The organism is Acidovorax sp. K2F (assembly GCF_025246485.1).
GTDB lineage: Bacteria > Pseudomonadota > Gammaproteobacteria > Burkholderiales > Burkholderiaceae_C > Acidovorax > Acidovorax delafieldii.
Window position 1 is genome coordinate 274,233 of record NZ_JAOBSQ010000030.1, and the last position, 17,748, is coordinate 291,980.

Annotated in this window: 19 protein-coding genes; 10 read left to right on the forward strand and 9 right to left on the reverse strand. The window is 66.2% G+C overall.

The annotated features are described in order from the left end of the window. Positions 1–5: 5 nt before the first annotated feature. The 3 genes from N4G42_RS10415 to N4G42_RS10425 all read left to right on the forward strand — a co-directional run bounded on the left by N4G42_RS10415 (position 6) and on the right by N4G42_RS10425 (position 3,598). Positions 6–1,100, forward strand: coding sequence for an ABC transporter substrate-binding protein (locus N4G42_RS10415; RefSeq protein ID WP_260667079.1), 1,095 nt, complete (start codon positions 6–8; stop codon positions 1,098–1,100). Continuing rightward, positions 1,097–2,455: a sulfatase gene (locus tag N4G42_RS10420; protein ID WP_260667080.1), complete on the forward strand. Its 1,359-nt coding sequence runs from the start codon at positions 1,097–1,099 to the stop codon at positions 2,453–2,455. The genes N4G42_RS10415 and N4G42_RS10420 overlap by 4 nt, the downstream gene beginning before the upstream one ends. A gap of 192 nt (positions 2,456–2,647) precedes the next feature. Beyond that, on the forward strand, positions 2,648–3,598 hold the full coding sequence (locus N4G42_RS10425; RefSeq protein ID WP_056067492.1) for a CysB family HTH-type transcriptional regulator: 951 nt from the start codon (positions 2,648–2,650) through the stop codon (positions 3,596–3,598). A 140-nt stretch (positions 3,599–3,738) separates the two neighbouring features. Here the strand turns inward: N4G42_RS10425 and N4G42_RS10430 are convergent, their stop codons facing one another. Then, the gene (locus N4G42_RS10430; protein ID WP_056067494.1) at positions 3,739–4,113 is read right to left on the reverse strand and encodes a hypothetical protein; all 375 of its coding nucleotides are present in this window, start codon (positions 4,111–4,113) and stop codon (positions 3,739–3,741) included. Continuing rightward, a complete protein-coding gene (locus N4G42_RS10435) occupies positions 4,071–4,382 on the reverse strand; it encodes a hypothetical protein (protein WP_156379579.1) in 312 nt (103 codons plus the stop codon). The genes N4G42_RS10430 and N4G42_RS10435 overlap by 43 nt, the downstream gene beginning before the upstream one ends. Positions 4,383–4,608: 226 nt before the next feature. Here N4G42_RS10435 and N4G42_RS10440 point away from each other — a divergent pair, with 226 nt between their 5' ends. Further along, positions 4,609–5,040 carry a hypothetical protein gene (locus N4G42_RS10440; protein ID WP_056067497.1) on the forward strand — a complete coding sequence of 144 codons (432 nt, stop codon included), beginning with the start codon at positions 4,609–4,611 and terminating at the stop codon, positions 5,038–5,040. A 61-nt stretch (positions 5,041–5,101) separates the two neighbouring features. On the opposite strand, the gene N4G42_RS10445 is transcribed toward N4G42_RS10440, so the two are convergent. Continuing rightward, positions 5,102–5,995: a LysR substrate-binding domain-containing protein gene (locus N4G42_RS10445; RefSeq protein ID WP_260667081.1), complete on the reverse strand. Its 894-nt coding sequence runs from the start codon at positions 5,993–5,995 to the stop codon at positions 5,102–5,104. Between the two features lie 116 nt (positions 5,996–6,111). Here N4G42_RS10445 and N4G42_RS10450 point away from each other — a divergent pair, with 116 nt between their 5' ends. Continuing rightward, positions 6,112–6,522 carry a hypothetical protein gene (locus tag N4G42_RS10450; protein WP_056067500.1) on the forward strand — a complete coding sequence of 137 codons (411 nt, stop codon included), beginning with the start codon at positions 6,112–6,114 and terminating at the stop codon, positions 6,520–6,522. A 27-nt stretch (positions 6,523–6,549) separates the two neighbouring features. Here the strand turns inward: N4G42_RS10450 and N4G42_RS10455 are convergent, their stop codons facing one another. Then, positions 6,550–8,190 carry an argininosuccinate lyase gene (locus N4G42_RS10455; protein ID WP_260667082.1) on the reverse strand — a complete coding sequence of 547 codons (1,641 nt, stop codon included), beginning with the start codon at positions 8,188–8,190 and terminating at the stop codon, positions 6,550–6,552. 174 nt (positions 8,191–8,364) lie between these two features. Between N4G42_RS10455 and N4G42_RS10460 the strand changes: the two genes are divergently transcribed. Next, entirely contained in the window at positions 8,365–9,321 is a 957-nt protein-coding gene (locus N4G42_RS10460) for a LysR family transcriptional regulator (protein ID WP_260667083.1), read from the forward strand. Positions 9,322–9,363: 42 nt separating this feature from the next. Here the strand turns inward: N4G42_RS10460 and N4G42_RS10465 are convergent, their stop codons facing one another. After that, positions 9,364–10,239: a LysR family transcriptional regulator gene (locus N4G42_RS10465; protein ID WP_395455108.1), complete on the reverse strand. Its 876-nt coding sequence runs from the start codon at positions 10,237–10,239 to the stop codon at positions 9,364–9,366. A 109-nt stretch (positions 10,240–10,348) separates the two neighbouring features. Between N4G42_RS10465 and N4G42_RS10470 the strand changes: the two genes are divergently transcribed. Then, positions 10,349–11,359 (forward strand): zinc-dependent alcohol dehydrogenase family protein, encoded by a 1,011-nt coding sequence (locus N4G42_RS10470; RefSeq protein WP_260667085.1) that lies wholly within the window; start codon positions 10,349–10,351, stop codon positions 11,357–11,359. Continuing rightward, on the forward strand, positions 11,356–11,787 hold the full coding sequence (locus N4G42_RS10475) for a nuclear transport factor 2 family protein (RefSeq protein WP_260667086.1): 432 nt from the start codon (positions 11,356–11,358) through the stop codon (positions 11,785–11,787). Before N4G42_RS10470 ends, N4G42_RS10475 begins: the two co-directional genes overlap by 4 nt. A 177-nt stretch (positions 11,788–11,964) precedes the next feature. Here the strand turns inward: N4G42_RS10475 and N4G42_RS10480 are convergent, their stop codons facing one another. The 4 genes from N4G42_RS10480 to N4G42_RS10495 form a co-directional block, all read right to left on the reverse strand. Beyond that, entirely contained in the window at positions 11,965–12,501 is a 537-nt protein-coding gene (locus N4G42_RS10480) for a hypothetical protein (protein WP_260667087.1), read from the reverse strand. A 120-nt stretch (positions 12,502–12,621) separates the two neighbouring features. Beyond that, entirely contained in the window at positions 12,622–13,365 is a 744-nt protein-coding gene (locus N4G42_RS10485) for a YkgJ family cysteine cluster protein (RefSeq protein ID WP_313771903.1), read from the reverse strand. Next, positions 13,362–14,852 (reverse strand): sensor histidine kinase, encoded by a 1,491-nt coding sequence (locus N4G42_RS10490; RefSeq protein ID WP_260667088.1) that lies wholly within the window; start codon positions 14,850–14,852, stop codon positions 13,362–13,364. Before N4G42_RS10490 ends, N4G42_RS10485 begins: the two co-directional genes overlap by 4 nt. Beyond that, on the reverse strand, positions 14,833–15,531 hold the full coding sequence (locus N4G42_RS10495; RefSeq protein WP_260667089.1) for a response regulator transcription factor: 699 nt from the start codon (positions 15,529–15,531) through the stop codon (positions 14,833–14,835). The genes N4G42_RS10490 and N4G42_RS10495 overlap by 20 nt, the downstream gene beginning before the upstream one ends. 152 nt (positions 15,532–15,683) lie before the next feature. Between N4G42_RS10495 and N4G42_RS10500 the strand changes: the two genes are divergently transcribed. Beyond that, positions 15,684–16,106: a tripartite tricarboxylate transporter TctB family protein gene (locus N4G42_RS10500; RefSeq protein WP_056067517.1), complete on the forward strand. Its 423-nt coding sequence runs from the start codon at positions 15,684–15,686 to the stop codon at positions 16,104–16,106. Between the two features lie 10 nt (positions 16,107–16,116). Next, positions 16,117–17,631: a tripartite tricarboxylate transporter permease gene (locus N4G42_RS10505; RefSeq protein WP_056744313.1), complete on the forward strand. Its 1,515-nt coding sequence runs from the start codon at positions 16,117–16,119 to the stop codon at positions 17,629–17,631. The last annotated feature ends 117 nt before the right edge of the window (positions 17,632–17,748 follow it).

A 17,748-nucleotide genomic window follows, 5' to 3' on the forward strand; every position in this document is an offset into this window, starting at 1 on the left:
TTCCCATGACACAACAAAACCCCCTCGCTTTCTCCACACGCCGTTCGGTGCTGATTGCTGGCGCTGCCGCATTGGCTGCCCCCATGGTGCTGCGCGCACAGTCGCCCGCCAAGGTCATCCGCATTGGCTCGCCTGACCTGGGTACGGCCGGCAAGCCCTCGCCGGGCGGCAGCGTGTTTGCGGTGCTGCAGGCCAACAAGTGGCTGGAAGATGAATTTGCCAAGGACGGCATCAAGATCGAGTGGAACTTCTTTCGCGGCGCAGGCCCGGCCGTGCACGAGGCGCTGTCGGCCAAGCAGCTCGACATCGTCTCTCTGGGCGACCTGGCCGCCGTCATTGGCCGGGCGCGTGGCCTGCCCACCCGCTTCATCGCAGCCACCGGCCGGGGCAGCAACAGCTACTTGGCCACCGCGCCGGGCGTGAGCATCAAGACCGTGGCCGACCTCAAGGGCAAGAAGGTCACGGTGCTCAAGGGCACCGCCTACCAGCGCACCTTCGACAACCTGCTGGCCACTGCGGGCCTGACCGAAAAGGACGTGAAGCTCATCAACATGGACTGGCCCACGTCCAAGGCCGCTGTGGTGGCCGGGCAGATCGATGCCACGTTTGGCGGCTCGGACCTGTTCCTGCTCAAGGCGCAGGGCGCACAGATTGCGCTGAGCACCAAGGGCCGGGGGCCAGACTACACGATCAACTCCGGCATCCTGGCCACCGAGGATTTCGCCGCGCAAAACCCGCAGCTCACGCAGCGCTTGGTGACCCAACTGGTGCGCGCCGCCCACTGGTCTTCGCAAGAGGGCAACCGCGAGGCGCTCATCAAGCTCTACGCCGACAACAGCGGCAACCCCGAGCTTTCGTTCCGCGAGGAGCTGGCAGGCGACAACCTAAACGCCCGATATTCGCCGCTGCTCGACGAGGGCTTCATCGCTGGTTACCAGGGCGTGCTGGATGACGGCGTCAAGCTGGGGCTGATCCGCCAGACGTTTGACGTGAAGGCCTGGTTCCAGCCCGCCTTCGTGCAGCAGGCCGTCAAGGACCTCAAGCTCGACAAGCAGTGGCGCGAGACCGATGCCGCCGGCAAGGCCAAGGGGGCTGCATGAGCATCACCACCAATGTGGCCGCCTCCGCTTCCACCCAGGCGCCCAACATCGTCTTTATCCTGGCCGACGACCTGGGCTGGGCCGACCTGAGCGTGTACGGCCAGGCCGACTTCACCACGCCGCACCTCGATGCGCTGGCGGGCGAGGGCGTGCGCTTTACCCAGGCTTATGCCAACTCGGCTGTGTGCTCGGCCACGCGGTTTGCGCTGATCACCGGGCGCTACCAGTACCGGCTGCGCGGCGGGCTGGAGGAACCCCTGGTGCGCAAGGCCCATGTGCACGGCCTGCCGCCGGAGCACCCCACGCTGCCATCGTTGCTGCGCGATGCAGGCTATGACACGGCGCTGATTGGCAAGTGGCACCTGGGCAGCCTGCCCACGTTCGGCCCGCTCAAGAGTGGCTACGACCGCTTCTTTGGCAACTATGGCGGTGCCATCGACTACTTCACGCACAAGCCCGGCGTGGGCGATGCCGTGGCGCGCGATTTGTACGAAGGCGAGGTGCCGGTGGAGCGCGTGGGCTACTACACCCAGCTGCTGGCCGACGAGGCCGAGCGCTGGATCGGCGAGCGCAGCGCGGCCAAGCCGTTCTTTCTGTCGCTGCACTTCACCGCGCCCCATTGGCCCTGGGTGGGGCCGGAGGACGAAGAAATATCGCTGGGCCTGAAGGATCTGTTTCACTACGACGGCGGCAACCTGGCCACCTATGCGCGCATGGTGCGCTCGCTCGACAAGGCGGTGGGCCAGGTGCTGGATGCACTCAAGGCACAAGGCCTGGCCGACAACACCATCGTGGTGTTCACCAGCGACAACGGCGGCGAGCGCTTTTCCAAGACCTGGCCCTTCACCGGCCAGAAGACCGAGCTGCTCGAAGGCGGCATCCGCGTGCCCACGCTGCTGCGCTGGCCTGCGCGCATTGCACCGCAGGTGAGCGACCAGGTCACCGCCACCATGGACTGGCTGCCCACGCTGCTGGCCGCTGCGGGCGTGGCGCCCCATGCCGACTACCCGCCCGACGGCGAGAGCATCCTGCCCGTGCTGGAGGGCCATGCGCCTGCGCACCCGCGCACGCTGTTCTGGCGTTACAAGTCGCAGCGCCAGCGGGCGGTGCGCGAGGGGCGCGTCAAGTACCTGCGCATCAACGACAACGAGTTTCTGTTCGACGTGGAAGCCGACACGCTGGAGCGCGCCAACCTGCGCGACAAACACCCTGAAGTGTTCGAACGATTGCGCACGGCGTGGGAGCAGTGGAATGCGCAGTTCCTGCCCATCACCGACGAGGTCATCACCCACGGGCTGTCGCCCGACATCCAGGCCGACCGCTATGTGCCCGACCTGTCCCAGCGGGGCATGTAAGGCCCGTACGGGCAAAAAACCAAAGAAAAGTGACTGATGCGCTAGTGAAATATGCGCTTGATGCTATCAAAAACATAGTATTTACAGGCCCCTGCGCTACGGGCTGTCTGGCTACGGAACGCATGGGGCCGTCGCCAACACGGTCCCGCGCGGTGGCAGTCACATCGACATTGTGAGACCGGCTTTTCATCCATGAACTTTCAGCAACTGCGCTCTGTGCGCGAAACCGTGCGGCGGGGCTTCAACCTGACCGAAGTGGCACACATCCTGCACACCTCGCAGCCCGGGGTGAGCCGCCAGATCCGCGAGCTGGAGGAAGAGCTGGGCGTGGAGATTTTTGTGCGGGCGGGCAAGCGCCTCACGGGTCTGACCCCGCCTGGCGAAGTGCTGTTGCCCACAGTCGAGCGCCTGCTGCTGGAGGCCGACAACCTCAGGCGTGCCGGCCAGGACTTCAGCGACAGCGCGCAGGGGCGCCTGTCGGTGGCGGCCACGCACTCGCAGGCGCGCTATGCGCTGCCCCAGGTGGTGCGCGACTTTCGGGCGTTGTTCCCGCAGGTGTCGCTGCACCTGCACCAGGGCTCGCCCCGCCAGGTGGCAGAGATGCTGTTGTCCGGCGAGGCCGACATCGGCGTGGCCACCGAGGCGCTGGCCGGCTACGATGCCCTGGTCACCCTGCCGTGCTACCGCTGGACGCACAGCATCGTGGTGCCCCCGGGCCACCGGCTGCTCGACCTGCCCGGCCCGGTGACGCTGGAGCAATTGGCGCAATATCCCATCATCACCTACGAGCTGGGCTACACCGGCCGTGCGCACATCGACGAGGCCTTTGCGCGGGAGGGCATTGCGCCCGACATCGTGCTCACCGCCATGGACGCTGACGTGATCAAGACCTATGTGGAGCTGGACATGGGCGTGGGCATCGTCGCGTCCATCGCGGTCGATGAAGAGCGCGACCGCCACCTGCGGCTCATCGACGCGGGCCATCTGTTCGAGGTCAATCTCACCCGCCTGGGCCTGCGGCGCGGCGCCTGGCTGCGCGGGTATGCCTACAGCTTCATCCAGAGCTTTGTGCCCACGCTGACACGGGACGTTGTGGAGCAGGCGGTTGTGCATTCCGCAAGCGTGGATGGAGGAGCCTCGTAGGGCGCTTGATGCGCCCGGGTTGGGTAGGCCCGGGGGCAGGGCAGCCGCACATCCCCGTGTCCACCGCAGTGATGACGGTATGAGGGCATGAGTCTGCACATGCCTTCCACCGCCATGTCGGGCGTCGCAGCCAGGTCGCTTTATGGGAGGTGTGCAGTCGCGCTGCCTTGTCCTTCGGCATCTACTGCCCCATCGCCCCGCCGTTGCCTGCGGGGTGTCGAGCTGCGCCGCCAGGTACGCAGAAGAAGGCGGGCGGCGCTGGCCAGGGCTTCGTCGAGTGCGCAGCGCCAGTCTTTGGCCACCGAAGACACCACGACCGCCCCTGCTCCGTCGGTGCGCAGGGCGATCTGGCAACGCTTGTCGGGGCCGCCCCGGGGGCCGTTGATGTCATCCAGCTTGATTTCAGCGCGTGGTACCAGAGCGTTCAGCCGCCGAAAGGCAAAGCGAACGCGACGCTCCACGGCATCGCGCATCAGTGCGGCCTCGGGGTGGCGTGTTCTGAAAAGAATCTGCATTTGCGATCTCCTGAGTTGAGGATGACACCGTAGCCCGCAGCTTGGCGGCCAACCAGCAGGAAATTTCTTCGTTGAATCTCTGAAAACTCTGTGCTTTGGCTGCGATTTCGCTGCCGATGGATCACATCGATTTTCTGGATGTGTATGTCAGAGAAAACCTGCTTCTTTTCAGCGGGTGGGGGGCACACATTCAAGGCTTCTTCCTGTTCGCAGTTTTCCGCCTCAAAGGAGCCGTCCGTGAAACCCTGGTCTGGAATCTCTTCGCTCATTTTCTCTCTGCGTCATCGCCTTGTGCGCTGGCTCTCCCGTGTTGCCGTGGCTCGGGCACCCGTGCTGCGGCGCGTGCCGGTCAAAGTGCCGCTGCGGGTGCAAGCCCAATACCGCGACGGCTGGCAGCCGCGTTCACGCTATCGCCGCTAGGGCGGCGCGCTGGGTAAGCCATTGCTTGCTTGTCACCTTTGTCATTGCACGTACCCCATATCAAGGAAATCAGAAATGCGTAGCTATCCCCGCAATAGCCCCGAAGCGGTAGCCCGAGTCATCGCCTTGCTGTTGATATCGGATGGCCATGTCAGCCGGTCCGAGCTGGATGCCTTGCATGGGCTTCACATAGAGCAGGACCTGGGCTTGCCGCGCGGCGGCTTTGCCAAGGTGTTGCACGGCCTGTGCGAGGACCTGTGGATGGGTATGCATGAACAGCGCGTTTTGATCGCCAGCATTGATGGCCTCACGCTGACCTTGTTGCTCGCTGAGGTGACCGACCCCGCCCTGCGGCGCAAGGCCCTGGAGTTCGCTTACGCAGCCGCTACGGCTGACAGTCACCTGGCGCAGAGTGAGTGGTGGCTGATGAATGCAGCGCGCCAGTATTGGCAAACGGGCTTCATGCCCACTGAGCTCAGCCGCTACGAGCTGGCGCAGGCTGCCTGACGCGGCTGTAACTGCAAGCGCAACCTTTAACAAGGGGGATGCTGGTTGCGTGGGAAGCCCGCTAGGCTGTGCCCAGCCCGGCGGAAGCATCCACCAACTGCCGCACCAGAGGGTGGTGCTGCCCCCGGCGCGACCAGATGGCGTGGACTTCCTCAAAGAGCTGCGGGCATTCGCCCAACAGGCGCAGCCCACGCACCAGCCCCACATCTTGCGCACCTAACCGACTCACCGGAAATACCCCTAGCCCCCGCGCTGCAAACACGGCCAGCAAGGCGCTGTCCTCAAACTCACCCACCACGCGTGGTTGCAGACCCAGGTCTTGAAACCACGCATCCAGAGTGGCACGCAACGGCGCGTGGTGTGTGGGCAGCAGCACCGGCAAATCTTGCAGTGATTGGGGAAAGCGGTCGCGCGCTGCCTTCTTGACCAGCGATGCCGGCCCGTACCACTGCAGCGGCGAGCGCGCGATGCGTTCGCTGGTCAGGCGTTGCTGCGGGATGCGCGGCGCTGCCTGCCCGGCCAGCACCACGTCCAGCTGGTGCAGGGCCAGCTCGGAGAGCAGCTCGTCTGACTCTCCCTCGTGGCACACCAGCCGCAGATGGGGCGTTGCCAGCACCGGCTCCAGCAGCGCGTGGGCCGCCAGTTTGGAGATGCCGTCCGACAGCCCCACTGACAACCGCGCCACGCGGGCCGTGGCGGCCTCACGCACTTCTTCTTCAATGTACTGACCCAGTTGAAAAATCTCTTCGGCCCGGCTGAACGCGGCCTGCCCGGCTTCGGTCAGCGCCACACCGCGCCCCGAGGGCTTGAGAAGCTGGTGGCCCAGCGACTTTTCCAGGTCCCGCACCTGGGCGCTGATGGTCTGCACTGCCATCTCCAGCCGGTCTGCGGCCCGGGCAAAGCCGCCTTCCTTGGCAACCATCCAGAAGTAGTACAGGTGGCGGTAGTTCAGCATGCGTGGCCTCAGGTTCGAGAAAACCGAATGCTAGGTGCGGCCCGGGCTGGTGTCTATGTCACGCCGGTTTGCCCATACTCATCGCTTGCCATTTGTGCAACTCAAGGAGGTTTTGCATGTTCTACGCAATCAACTGGTTTCTTTCATTGGCCTTGCTGGCCCTGTGGTCGCTGGCGTGCTGGGCTCTGCATGCAGTCACCGTGTGGGTGGTGTCCAGTGCGGGTGCCTTGGCAGGGGGCCGCACGGTGGCGGATGTAATCTTGTTGCCCACCTGGCTCAAGGCCTGGATGCCTCCCGAGCTGATGGGGCAGTGGGAGGCTTTGGTCTCCTCCGCGGGCCCCATCGTGCAGGCCGTGCTGGAGGCGGTGCCAGCTCTGGCAGGCGCGGTGACGTTCCTGGCCTGGGCGCTGTGGGGGGTAGGTGCCGTGGTGCTCGTGGCACTGGCTGCCGGGATTCACATCCTCATTGCGCTGGCCCAACGCCGTGGCGGTGGTCCCGGTACCCCGCAGCCCGCGTTGGTCCGCTGAGTGGGGTCAGCTTGGTGCCCCGCATGCTCAGGGCAGCGACTTCACGCCCTCAAACGCCGCGTTCAGCGCCGCCTCGGCGGCTAGCAGGCGCTGCCGGGCTTCACCCGACCAGGCGCGGTCCTTGGCCAGCGTGTCCTTGGCAGCGGCCACCATGCGCGCGACCTCCTGGGGCTGGGGGCCGCCTGTGCCGGTGCGGGTCAGCACCATCTCGGCGGGGGACAGGGCGCGGCGGAATTCCTTTTCCGTGAGCGGCAGGCGCTGGTCCTTGATGTCGTACTTTTTGCCCGCTTCGCGGTAGATGCGCACGGCTTCGGCATACGGAAAGTCCTTGGGCCGGATGTTGCGCTCCTTGGCATACACCACCACGTCCGACGCAAAGTGGTGACCCACCCGGAACGGAATGGCATGGGTACGCTGCAGGGTTTCGGCCAGTTCCATCGACGTGGTCCATTCGGATTCCAGTTCGTCCAGTGCGCGGGCTGGGTCGATGCGCAGCGAGTCCAGCACATCGGCCAGCTGCTGCAGCATCTCCACGCCCTGGACAAAGGTCTTGGCGCTGCCGGGGCTCCAGGTGTTCTTGTAGTCGATCATACCGGGCGTGACGTTATGGGCGCGCCACAGCGATGCCTGGGCCGACGCCACCACATCGCTGGCCTTGGCGCGGGTGTTCTGGATGATGCCGGGGTTGGCCTTTTGCGGCATGGCGCTGCTGGTGTAGGTCTTGGAGCTCGCCAGCAGCAGCCATGGCCGGGTCTGGTGGTACTGGGTGTGCACATCCTGCATGAAAGCGCCCACGCGGATGGCGGTGGAGCTGGCGATGGACGTGGCCTCGATCGGGATGTCGTACGTGCTGATCTGTCCGGCATCCAGCGAGTTGACGATGAGCCCGTCAAACCCCAGCAGTTGCGCCAGGCGCTCCCGATTGATGCCCCAGCTGGAGTTGGCCAGCACCGCCGTGCCCATGGGGCTGAGGTTGATGCGTGCATAGGCCTCGCGGATGCGTGCCGAGTCGCGGGCGAACGAATCGGCAAACGCCATGAGGTAGTGCCCATAGCTGATGGGCATGGCCTGCACGCCATTGGTGTAGGCGGGCACATAGGTGGCGGTGTGCGCCTGTGCGATGGTGATGAGCCGTGCGCGCACCTGGTCCAGGGCATCGGAAAAGTCCAGCATCTCCAGGCGCAACTGCGCAGCGTTCAGGGTGGAGTGGATGTCCTGGCGACTGCGCCCGGTGTGGATCAGCGTGGCCTCGGGGCCCACGGCGTCCGTGATGATCTTCTCGACCTGCAGCACATCGGTGGGGCGCTTGCCACCCGGGGCCGTCGCCTGCGTGATCGACAACTCCACGCCCCGCGCAATGCGGCCCGCCTGGGCTTTGGGGATGATGCCTTGCTCCACGTTGACCACGGTAGACGCCATGTTGATGCGGCCAAACCAGTAGAAGGTGTCCTGCGACTTGGACAAGGCGCTGGTGGCGTCCCCCTTGACCAGCCCCTGGATCTTGGCGACCTGTGCCTGGCATTCGGCGGTGGTCTTGCAGGCGGTGTCCAGGGTGTCTGCGGCCTGTGCCTGGCCCATGGCCAGGAGTGCGCCCACGACCGGAGCGAGCAGGAAGTGGGTGGGGCGCAAAGTGATCGTGCGCAGGGGCTGGCGCTGAGGTGATGGCATGGTGGTTTGTCTCCTGAGATCTCTCGCATCCAGCGGCGGGCTGGTGCGGGAATAAGATTCGTTAATTGAATGCATCTGGCGTGGGTTTGCCCCTTGCCAGCGCGCGATCGTTCCATAGCAGGCGCCGCAAGGCCAATGCTTCTTTTTCAAGTGAATTCAATTTTTGAATAAGTCATGCCGGATTTGACGCCTTCCGTCCTGTTCAACCGCATCCTGGGGCGGGTGCGCCTCAAGCACCTGCAGCTGGCCATTGCGATCGCCGACCTGCAGAGCCTGCACCGGGCGGCTTCCTTCATTGGCCTGAGCCAGCCCGCCGCGACCCATGCGCTGGTCGAGCTGGAAAGCTCTCTGGGCGGCCCTCTGTTCGAGCGGCACTCCAAGGGCATGCGCTTGACCCGCCTGGGAGAGGAGGTCCTGCCGCTGTTGCGCGCATCGCTGGTTCCGCTCCAGGCCGCCGCAGGCAATGCTGCGCTGTTGCAGCAGGGCGCAGCGTCTGCGCTGATCCGCATTGGCAGCATTGCGGCGGGCATCAACGGCCTGCTCACGATGGCCATCCCGACCTACGTTGCCGCACACCCGGATGCGGCCATCGATGTCCACGAGGTCACGATCGACAATTTGCTGGAGAGCATCCAGGAGGGGACGCTGGACCTGGCCATCTGCCGCGAACCGACCCCGCTGCCGCAAGGGTTCGCGTTTTGCGCCGCGCTGCAGGATGGGTTTGTGGTGGCCTGTCGCCCGGAGCATCCTCGGACCCGGCAGGCCACCGTCACGGCCGCAGAGCTGCTGGCCCAGCGCTGGCTGGCCCCACCCCTGACCGGGCTGGGACCCCAGCAGGTGGAGAGCCTCTTCGATGAACTGGGTGGTGTGCCTGAGCTGTGCCGCGTGTCGAGCCGTTCGACCGAGATTGCATACGCCATGCTGGCCGACAGCGACATGCTGATGTGCGCGCCCGCCAGCCTGCTGCGGCCGCTGGTTCAGCGTGGGGAGCTGGCGGTGTTGCCGTGGAAGTCACAGGCGGTTGGGCCGTTGGGCGTTTTGGTCAAGGCAGATGTGCTGGCGCACCAGAGCCACCCATGTCTCAGCTTCATCGAGCATGTGCTGGCCGTTGGGGCGGGGCTGGGTCGCTGACCGCCATCAGCCAAACGCTGCGACGGCGCTCCCAGCGTTTTGTCAGCCGCCCTGGTCGCCTGCATCGCCCTGAGCAGGGCCCAGCGCTTGCATCAGCATTTCCACCAGCGCGCGCAGCCGGGGCACGCGGCGCAGGTCCCGGTGATAACCCAGCCACACATCGCGTCCTGGCGGCGCTGGGGCGACCTCCACCCTTTGCAGGCCGGGGTGCGAATCACCCAACGGGCAAGGCAATACGGCCAGGCCCGCTCCCGATGCGCAGGCCACGGCCTGCACGTGCCGGTTGTTGCTGCGAAACGCTATGCGCGCCGAAGGAAAGGCTTCGCGCAGCCAGGCCGCGTCCGGCATCTCGCTGAAGCCCAGGTCCATCGTGACGAGGCGGGCGTCAGCACCGTCTGTGGGCATGTCTGCGCCCCGCTGCATGTACAGCGCGTAGGGCACATGCATCAGCCGCCGCTGTATGACGTCGGGCTCGTCAAAAGGAACGATGCGCGCCACCAGGTCCGCCTCGCGGCGCGCCAGGCTGAAGAGGCGCGCATCGGTCAGGAGTTCGATGCTGACGCGGGGGTGGTGGTTGGTGAACGCGGCACACAGCGGCGCCAGCACATGCAGTCCAAACCAGTCAGAGGTCGATACCCGGAGCGCGCCTTCCAGCTGCTGGTCTGCGCCGTCCAGTTGGCGGGAGAACGACAGCGCCTGCGCTTCCATGCCCTCGGCGTGGCGCAGCACGGCGGCTCCTTCGTCGGTCAAGACGAAGCCCTCGGAGGTCCGCTGGAACAGGGTGTGGCCCAGAGAAAGCTCCAGCGCCTTCAGCCTCCGGCCCATGGTGGGCTGGCTTTGTTGGAGGGCGCGGCCTGCCGCACCCAGCGTGCCGTGCCGGGCAATGGCCAAGAACACCTGTACGTCATCCCAGTTCATCGACTGGATCATACAAAAGTGAATGACAAGGTTTCAATCTTGTGGCTTTTCATTCAAAAGCGAAAGGTGAAAACTGGCGGCACTGTTCAACCCCACGAAGGAAAACGCCATGTCCACCTCTCCCGCCCCCGCCATGCAGGCCCTGGTGCTCGCATCCCCCCACGGCGCACTGACCCCCACCTTGCTGCCCCGGCCCCAGCCCGCGGCGGGCCAGGTGCTGGTCCGCATCCACGCCAGCGGCGTGAACCCGCTGGACACCAAGATCCGCGCGGGCGCCGCCGAGCACGCCCAGCAACCACTGCCCGCCGTTTTGGGCATGGACCTCGCCGGCGTGGTGGAGGCGGTGGGGCGGGGCGTCTCTCGCTTCAAGGTGGGGGATGCGGTATATGGCTTTACCGGCGGCATTGGCGGGCTGCAAGGCAGCCTGGCGCAATACGCTGCAGTGGATGCCCGGCTGCTGGCCCACAAGCCGGGCCGGTTGACCATGCGCCAGGCAGCGGCCTTGCCGCTGGTCTTCATCACCGCCTGGGAAGGACTGGTGGACCGCGCCAACGTGCGTAGCGGGCACAAGGTGCTGGTGCATGGTGGCGCCGGGGGCGTGGGCCATGTGGCCGTGCAGCTGGCCCGCGCGCGGGGTGCCGAAGTGTTCGCCACGGGCACGGCGGCGCAGGCCGGTTACATCCGGTCCCTGGGCGCCACGCCGATTGACCATGAAACAACCTCGGTCGAGGCCTATGTCCACGCGTTCACCGACGGCCAGGGCTTCGATATCGTTTACGACACCGTGGGTGGGTCAGTGCTGGATGCGTCGTTTGTGGCGGTCCGCCGCTACTCGGGCCATGTGGTGACTTCGCTGGGCTGGGGCACCCACAAGCTGGCGCCGCTGTCGTTCCGGGGTGCTACTTTCTCTGGGGTGTTCACGCTGCTTCCCATCCTGACGGGGGAGTTCCGTGAACACCACGGCGAGATCATGGAACAGGCCACCTTGCTCGCGGAAGCGGGGCAACTAGAGCCATTGCTCGACCCCACCAGCTTCACGCTGGACACGGCCGAAGCGGCGCACGCCCTGGTCGCCAGCGGCCACGCCCGTGGCAAGGTGGTAGTGAGCGTGTTGCCATGAGCCGGCCGGGTCAACCTTTGGCAGAAAGCGCCAGCGGGCCAGCCAACAAGGACGACGCAGCAGGCCTGCGGCATGGTGCGATGGCCCCCACGCACGAACACCTGCGCCACGTGGCGGATGCGTTGATCGCGGCCACCAACGCATTTGCGGTGGAGCGGGTGCTCGCCCTTTTTGCGCACGATGCCGTGATCGACGACCCCTCCACGGGCCACCGTTTTGATGGCCATGCCGGAATACGCCGCTATGTCGAACAGTACTTCGTCGGCTACCAGACGGTGACCCGGTTCCTGTCGATGCAACGCCTGGGGCCGCAGCGCGCGAGGGTGCGGGTGGACTTCACGGGGGATTTTGGTCACGAGATCGGCAACCTCGACATCACCGTGAATACGCAGGGCCTGATCGCCCGGCTGGATGCCGACCTGGAATGAGCGGTGTGAATGGCTTGGCTGCGCGACGGCCCTCAGGGCTGGCGTGCGGCACCAGGCTGCACGAGGCGGAGGTGGGCGGCGCTGGGCTGTTTTGATGCGGGATTTGATCAAAAACAGCCGGAAGCGCTAGTGAATCATGCGGTAGTAGCTATCAAAAAGAGAGCGAATTGATCCGACTCAACGCGGTAAGCACCCCGCAAACCCCCTGGGCCCTGCCGCCGAGACATCCGCCAGCGTCACGGCCTCCAGCCGGTCGTTCTGCCCCGGTATCTTGGTCAGCCGCTGGCCGTTCTGCCAGCGCCACTGGGTGCCGTCAAAACTGTAGATGAAGGTGTGCGTGCGGTTGGACAGCAGGTGCGCGGGGGTGAGGGTGATGGCCTGGGCGGCGGCTTCGGTGGGTGCGTGGGCCTGGGCCTCGTTGTCCTTGATGACGAGCTTGCCTACGTAGGGTGTCACGGTGGATTCGGTGCGAGTGACTTCGGGCTGGACCAGGGCGGGGCTGTAGCCGGTCAGGGTCCAGTCGCCCGCGGCGCCGGGCAGTACATGGGGTTGCCGTGCGGCCAGGAACTGGGTGCACGCGGTGGTGATGGCATCGAAGCTGGTGGTGGCGGGGCCGGTGGCTTCGGGCTTGCTGCAGCCTGCCAGGCCCGCCACCATGGCGGCAGCGGCTGCCAGGTGGAGGGGGGCGCAGGAGCGGAGGATGGGCTGGGTCATCAGGCGTGAGGCGGGGGGTCGTCGAGAAGTTCGGCCGCACGGCCAGGCTGCTGCGGGGCTGGCTGCATTGTGTGCGGCTGGTTGCGGCGGGTCTTGACGGATATCAAGGCGAGTGGGCTTTTACGGCAATGTGGTGCGCAGGGCCAGCGCGCCTTCGTCACCCCGGTACCAGCGCAGCAGGGCGCTGGGTGCGTGGAGCGGTGTGCCGTCCAGGGCTGCCAGCACGGCGGCGTTGAGTTCGTGGGCGCTGGCAGGCAAGGGCTGGTCGCGGTAGGCCAGGGCGGTGCCGGCCATCAGCGCTTCGGCGTCCACCAGCAGGCGCAGGTTTTGCGGGATGGTGGGCGATTGCTCTGCACAGTGCACAGCCGACAAGGAGTGCGCCTTGCGGCAGGCGGCAGGGCGCACGCTGTAGATGGCACACCGATCATTGACGAGAAAGCTGCAGGGCTGGCGCGTGGTGCCCGCGCTTGCCGCCGCCACGTGCTGCTGCAGGCGCAGCAGGGTTGTGGCCTGGTCCGCGCCGGGCAGCGTGTGCAGGTGCTGGGCGATGTGCAGCACCTCGGGCTCCGTCGCCTCCACGCGCAGGTGGCAGCAGTGCGCGCAGCCCGCCTGGCACGCTGGCTGGGGGCCGGTGGCGCGGGCTTGTTCTGCCACGGTATCCAGGCCCTTGTGCAGTTGTGCGATGAAATCGACGGCGGCCTGGGCTGCGACGTTGGCGTCAGTGCCATGGGCTGCTGCGCCCTGCATTGCGTGGGCCTGCACCGCCCGCAAGGCCCGCCCGGCCGCGCTGCGCACGCGGGCGATGGACTGCAGGAAGGCCGCTTGCTCTGCCTCGGTCAGTGCTGGGTTGGGCGGGCTCGTCATGGGGTTGTGGGGAGCGTGCTGGAGGGGGCGGGCGCATTGGGCGCCAACGGCAGCCACACGCTGGCCGCGAGGCCAGATCCGTCGGTCGTGTCGCTGGCTGCCGCCAGTTCCAGCCGTCCTTCCATCAGCTGCACATACCGCGCCACGATGGCAAGGCCCAGCCCTGCACCGTGGCCCAGGCGCTGGCCCTGGTCGCCCTGCGCCCAGCGCTGTTGCAGCTGCTGCGCCAGCGTGGCATCCACGCCGGGGCCGTTATCGGTCACGCGCAGCACACCAAAGCCGGGCTCGGTGTGCAGCGCCACGGTGATGCGGGGCGGCGTGCCGCGCCCGTAGCGCAGTGCGTTGTCCAGCAGGTTGTTCAGGATGCCTTCGACCAGCGCTGTGTTGCCCCGCACCACCACGGCCTGGTCTAGCCCCTCGGCGCCCAGGTCCACCCCCAGGGCATCGGCGCGTGGCAGGTAGCGCAGCAGCACGTCGCGCACCAGCGTGTGCAAGGCCAAGGGCTGCAACGCCAGCGCGATGCCACCCTCGGCCGCACGGGCCAGGGCCAGCAGCTGGTCCACGGTGCGGCTGGCGCGCTGTTCGGCTTGGGCGATGCCCTCGATTTCGCTGCGCCAGACGGCCGGGTCGTTGTGGGCCAGCGCGTGGGCGGCCTGGGCGCGGATGCCTGCGAGCGGAGTGCGCAGCTCGTGCGCCACGTTGCCCGCAAATTCGCGCTGCGCATGCAGGCTTTGCTGCACCCGCGCCAGCAAGCCGTCCAGGGCCACGCCCAGGCGTTGCACGTCGCTGGTGCTTGCCTGTTGCGTCAGCGCGGGCGGCAGAGGTTGCAGGTCGGCAGCGTCGCGCTGGTCCATGGCGTCCTGCAGTGCACCCAGCGGATGCAGGTCGCGCTCGATGCCACGCAGCAGCCACGACCCCAGCACCACCAGCAGCCACAGCTGGGCCAGGCCCGAGTACACCAGCAGCCTGCGCAGCAGCTGCGTGCGCTCGGCGGTGGTCTGCGCCATGACGACGGTGAAAGAGGGCGGCCCCGCAATCTGCAAGGTGGCGCGCCGCAGCTCGCGCCCGTCTTGCGAAAGCTGCGAAAAGGCGTGGCTGCTGCCCGCCGTCACCACACCCGGCGCCAAGTGGGGGTCGCCGGCGATGAAGCTGCCATCGGGCGCGTACACCGCAAACCACACGGTTTCGCTCTGGTCAAAACGCAGCAGCCCCACCTCGCGCGGCGTGAGGTCCAGCCGCAAAGGGTCGCGCGCAGGATCTGTTGGCTGGCCGCCGCGGACATGGGCGGCCACGGCGTGTGCGTCATCGAGCAACGCTCGGTCAAATGCCTCGGCCACAAAGTGATTGCCCACGCCCAGCACCACCGTGCTGCCCAGCCCCCAGATCAGCACCAGTGACAGCAGCACGCGCCGGCCGATGCGCTGGCGCAGGTCGGGCGGCTGCTGGTGCAGCGGTGCGGGGCCGGGTTCAGGACTGGCCAATGTCATCCTCTAGCACGTAACCCAGCCCGCGCAGCGTGCGGATCGCCGCGCCGCTGCCCGCAATCTTGCGCCGCAGGCGGGAGAAAGAGGCCTCCAGCGCGTTTTCGCCCACCACCTCACTGCCGTCCGACAGGCGCGAGGACAAGTCGCCCTTGCTCAGCACACGGCCGGGCGGGGTCATCAGCTCCCACAGCAAATCGAACTCGCGCGCGGGCAGCTCCAGCGGTTGCCCGGCCACGCTGACGCGGCGCGCCTGGCGGTCCAGCACCAGCTGGCCCACGGTGACGATGTCGGCGGTGCCGCTGGCGCGCCGCAGCAGCGCGCGCAGGCGCGCTTCCACCTCTTTGAGTTCATAGGGCTTGCCCAGATAGTCGTCGGCGCCGGCGTCCAGCCCGGCAATGCGCTCCTCGGTGCTGTCGCGGGCACTGAGCACCAGCACGGGGGTGCGGTCGCCGCGCGCACGGGCGCTGCGCAGGGCGGTGAGGCCGCTGCCCAGGCCGCTGCGCGCGTGGGCAGCGTGGGGCAGGTTCAGGTCCAGCAGCACAGCGTCGAAAGCCTGTACGGCCCACCAGTGCTGGGCTTCTTCGACGGTATGGGCCTGCTCGACACGGTGGCCCGCGTTTTCGAGGCCCTGGGCCATGGTGCGGCTGAGCACCGGGTCGTCTTCCACCAGGAGGAGGCGCATGGGGGTCGGGGTTCTACGTGAAATTACGCATGGCCAAGATCAGCCTGCGATCAGGTTCGATGGAGATAGTCTGCCCGTCAGCATACCCCAGCCCTGCGCGCCGTTTGCACCGCCGGATGGGGTCGTCCAGCCTATCAGGAGACAACCTTTACATGATCAACCGCAATCTACTCAGAGGCTTTGCCCTCATGGCTTTGGCGCTGGGCTTTGGCCTGCCGTCCATGAGCTATTCGCTGGGGACGCTCGGCCGCGCAGGGCCGGGCATGTTCCCGTTCATCGTCAGCTGCATGCTGTTTGTGATCGGGGTCATCACCGTGGTGCGCGCGCGCCTGGTGGCGCCGGTGCCCATGGACTTCCAGGTGCGCAACATCGCCATCATTCTGGGCAGCCTGTGTGGCTTTGCGGCGCTGTCGCACTTTGTGAACATGATCGCGGGCATCGTGTTTCTGGTGTTCTGCTCGGGGTTTGCGGGTACGTCGTACTCGTGGAAGCGCAACCTGAAGATCGCTGCGGTGCTGGTCGGCATCGCGTTTGCATTCCAAAAGCTGCTGGGCGTGAGCCTGCCGCTGTACTGAGGTCGCCGCCATGGAAGTCTTGAACAACCTCGCGTTTGGCTTCAGCCACGCGCTGACGCTGCAGAACCTGATGTTCTGCGCCCTGGGCTGCACGGTGGGCACCCTGGTGGGCTTGCTGCCGGGCCTGGGCCCGCTGGCCACCATCAGCCTGCTGCTGCCGCTGACCTATTCCATCGACACCACCGGCGCACTCATCATGCTGGCCGGTATTTACTACGGTGCGCAGTACGGCGACAGCGTGAGCGCCATCACCATGAAGATCCCGCATGCGAGCAGTATCGTGGCGTGTATCGACGGGTATGCGATGACGCTGAAAGGGAAAACGGGGCTGGCCCTGTTCACCGCCGGGTTCTCCAGCTTCATCGGGGGCACGGTGGCCATTGTGGTGCTGGCGTTCCTTGCGCCCAGCCTGGGCGAGGTGGCCTTTTTGTTCGGCCCTGCCGACTACTGCGCGCTGATGCTGGTGGGTTTTGTGTGCGTGAGCTTCGTGACCACGGGCAGCCTGCTCAATGGCCTGGCCATGTGCATGGTGGGCGTGCTGCTGGGCTCCATCGGTACCGACGTGAACAGCGGCCTGGCCCGCTTCACCTGGGACGCTCCGTTCCTGGCTGATGGCGTGGGCATTGTGAGCATTGCGCTGGGCTGCTTCGGCATTGCAGAGATCGCCAAGAACCTCGACTCGCGTGAAGAGCGCTCGCCCTTCAACGGCAAGATCAAGCTCATGCCCACCTGGCCCGAGTTCAAGCGCATCATCCCCAGCGCGCTGCGTGGCAGCGTGGTGGGCTCCATCCTGGGCATCCTGCCCGGCGGCGGCCCCGTGATCGCCCAGTTTGCGGCCTATGCGCTGGACAAGAAGGTCAGCAAGTACCGCCACGAAATCGGCACCGGCTGCATCGAAGGCGTGGCTGGCCAGGCTGCAGCGGACGAAGCGGCTGCACGCACCAGCTTCATCCCGCTGATGAGCATCGGTATCCCCGAGAACGCCGTGATGGCGCTGATGATGGCCGCGTTCATCATCAAGGGCATCCAGCCCGGCCCCAACATGATTGCCGGCCACCCCGAACTCTTCTGGGGTCTGGTCGCCAGCATGTGGATCGGCAACTGCTTCCTGCTGGTGCTGAACGTGCCGCTGGTGCGCTACTGGCTGTCGGTGTTCAAGATTCCGTACAACGTGTTGTTCCCCGCGATCTTGTTCTTCTGCTGCATTGGCACCTACAGCATCAACAACAACCTGGACGACGTGTTCATCACTGTGGCGTTTGGTGCGCTGGGCTACCTGTTCATGCGGCTGGAGATGGACCCCTCGCCGCTGATGCTGGGCTTCATCCTGGGCCCCATGCTCGAAGAGAACTTCCGCCGCTCCATGCTGCTGTCGCGCGGCAGCTTTGAGGTGTTCATCAACCGTCCTATCAGCGGCACGCTGATCAGCCTGATCGCCGCATTCGTCTTGTGGCAAACGGTGGCGTTTTTCCGCCAGCGTGGCAAGGCCAAGGAGCTGGTGGTGACGGAGCCCGTTGCATCCTGAAGATTGACTCTCTGTGTGCCGCTTTGGCGGCCTTTGCAAGGCCGGTCCCCAACGGGTGACCGGCCTTTTTTTGGCTCAGAGGCTGAGAGTTTTTTGCCAGTGCCCGAAAGGTGCGCC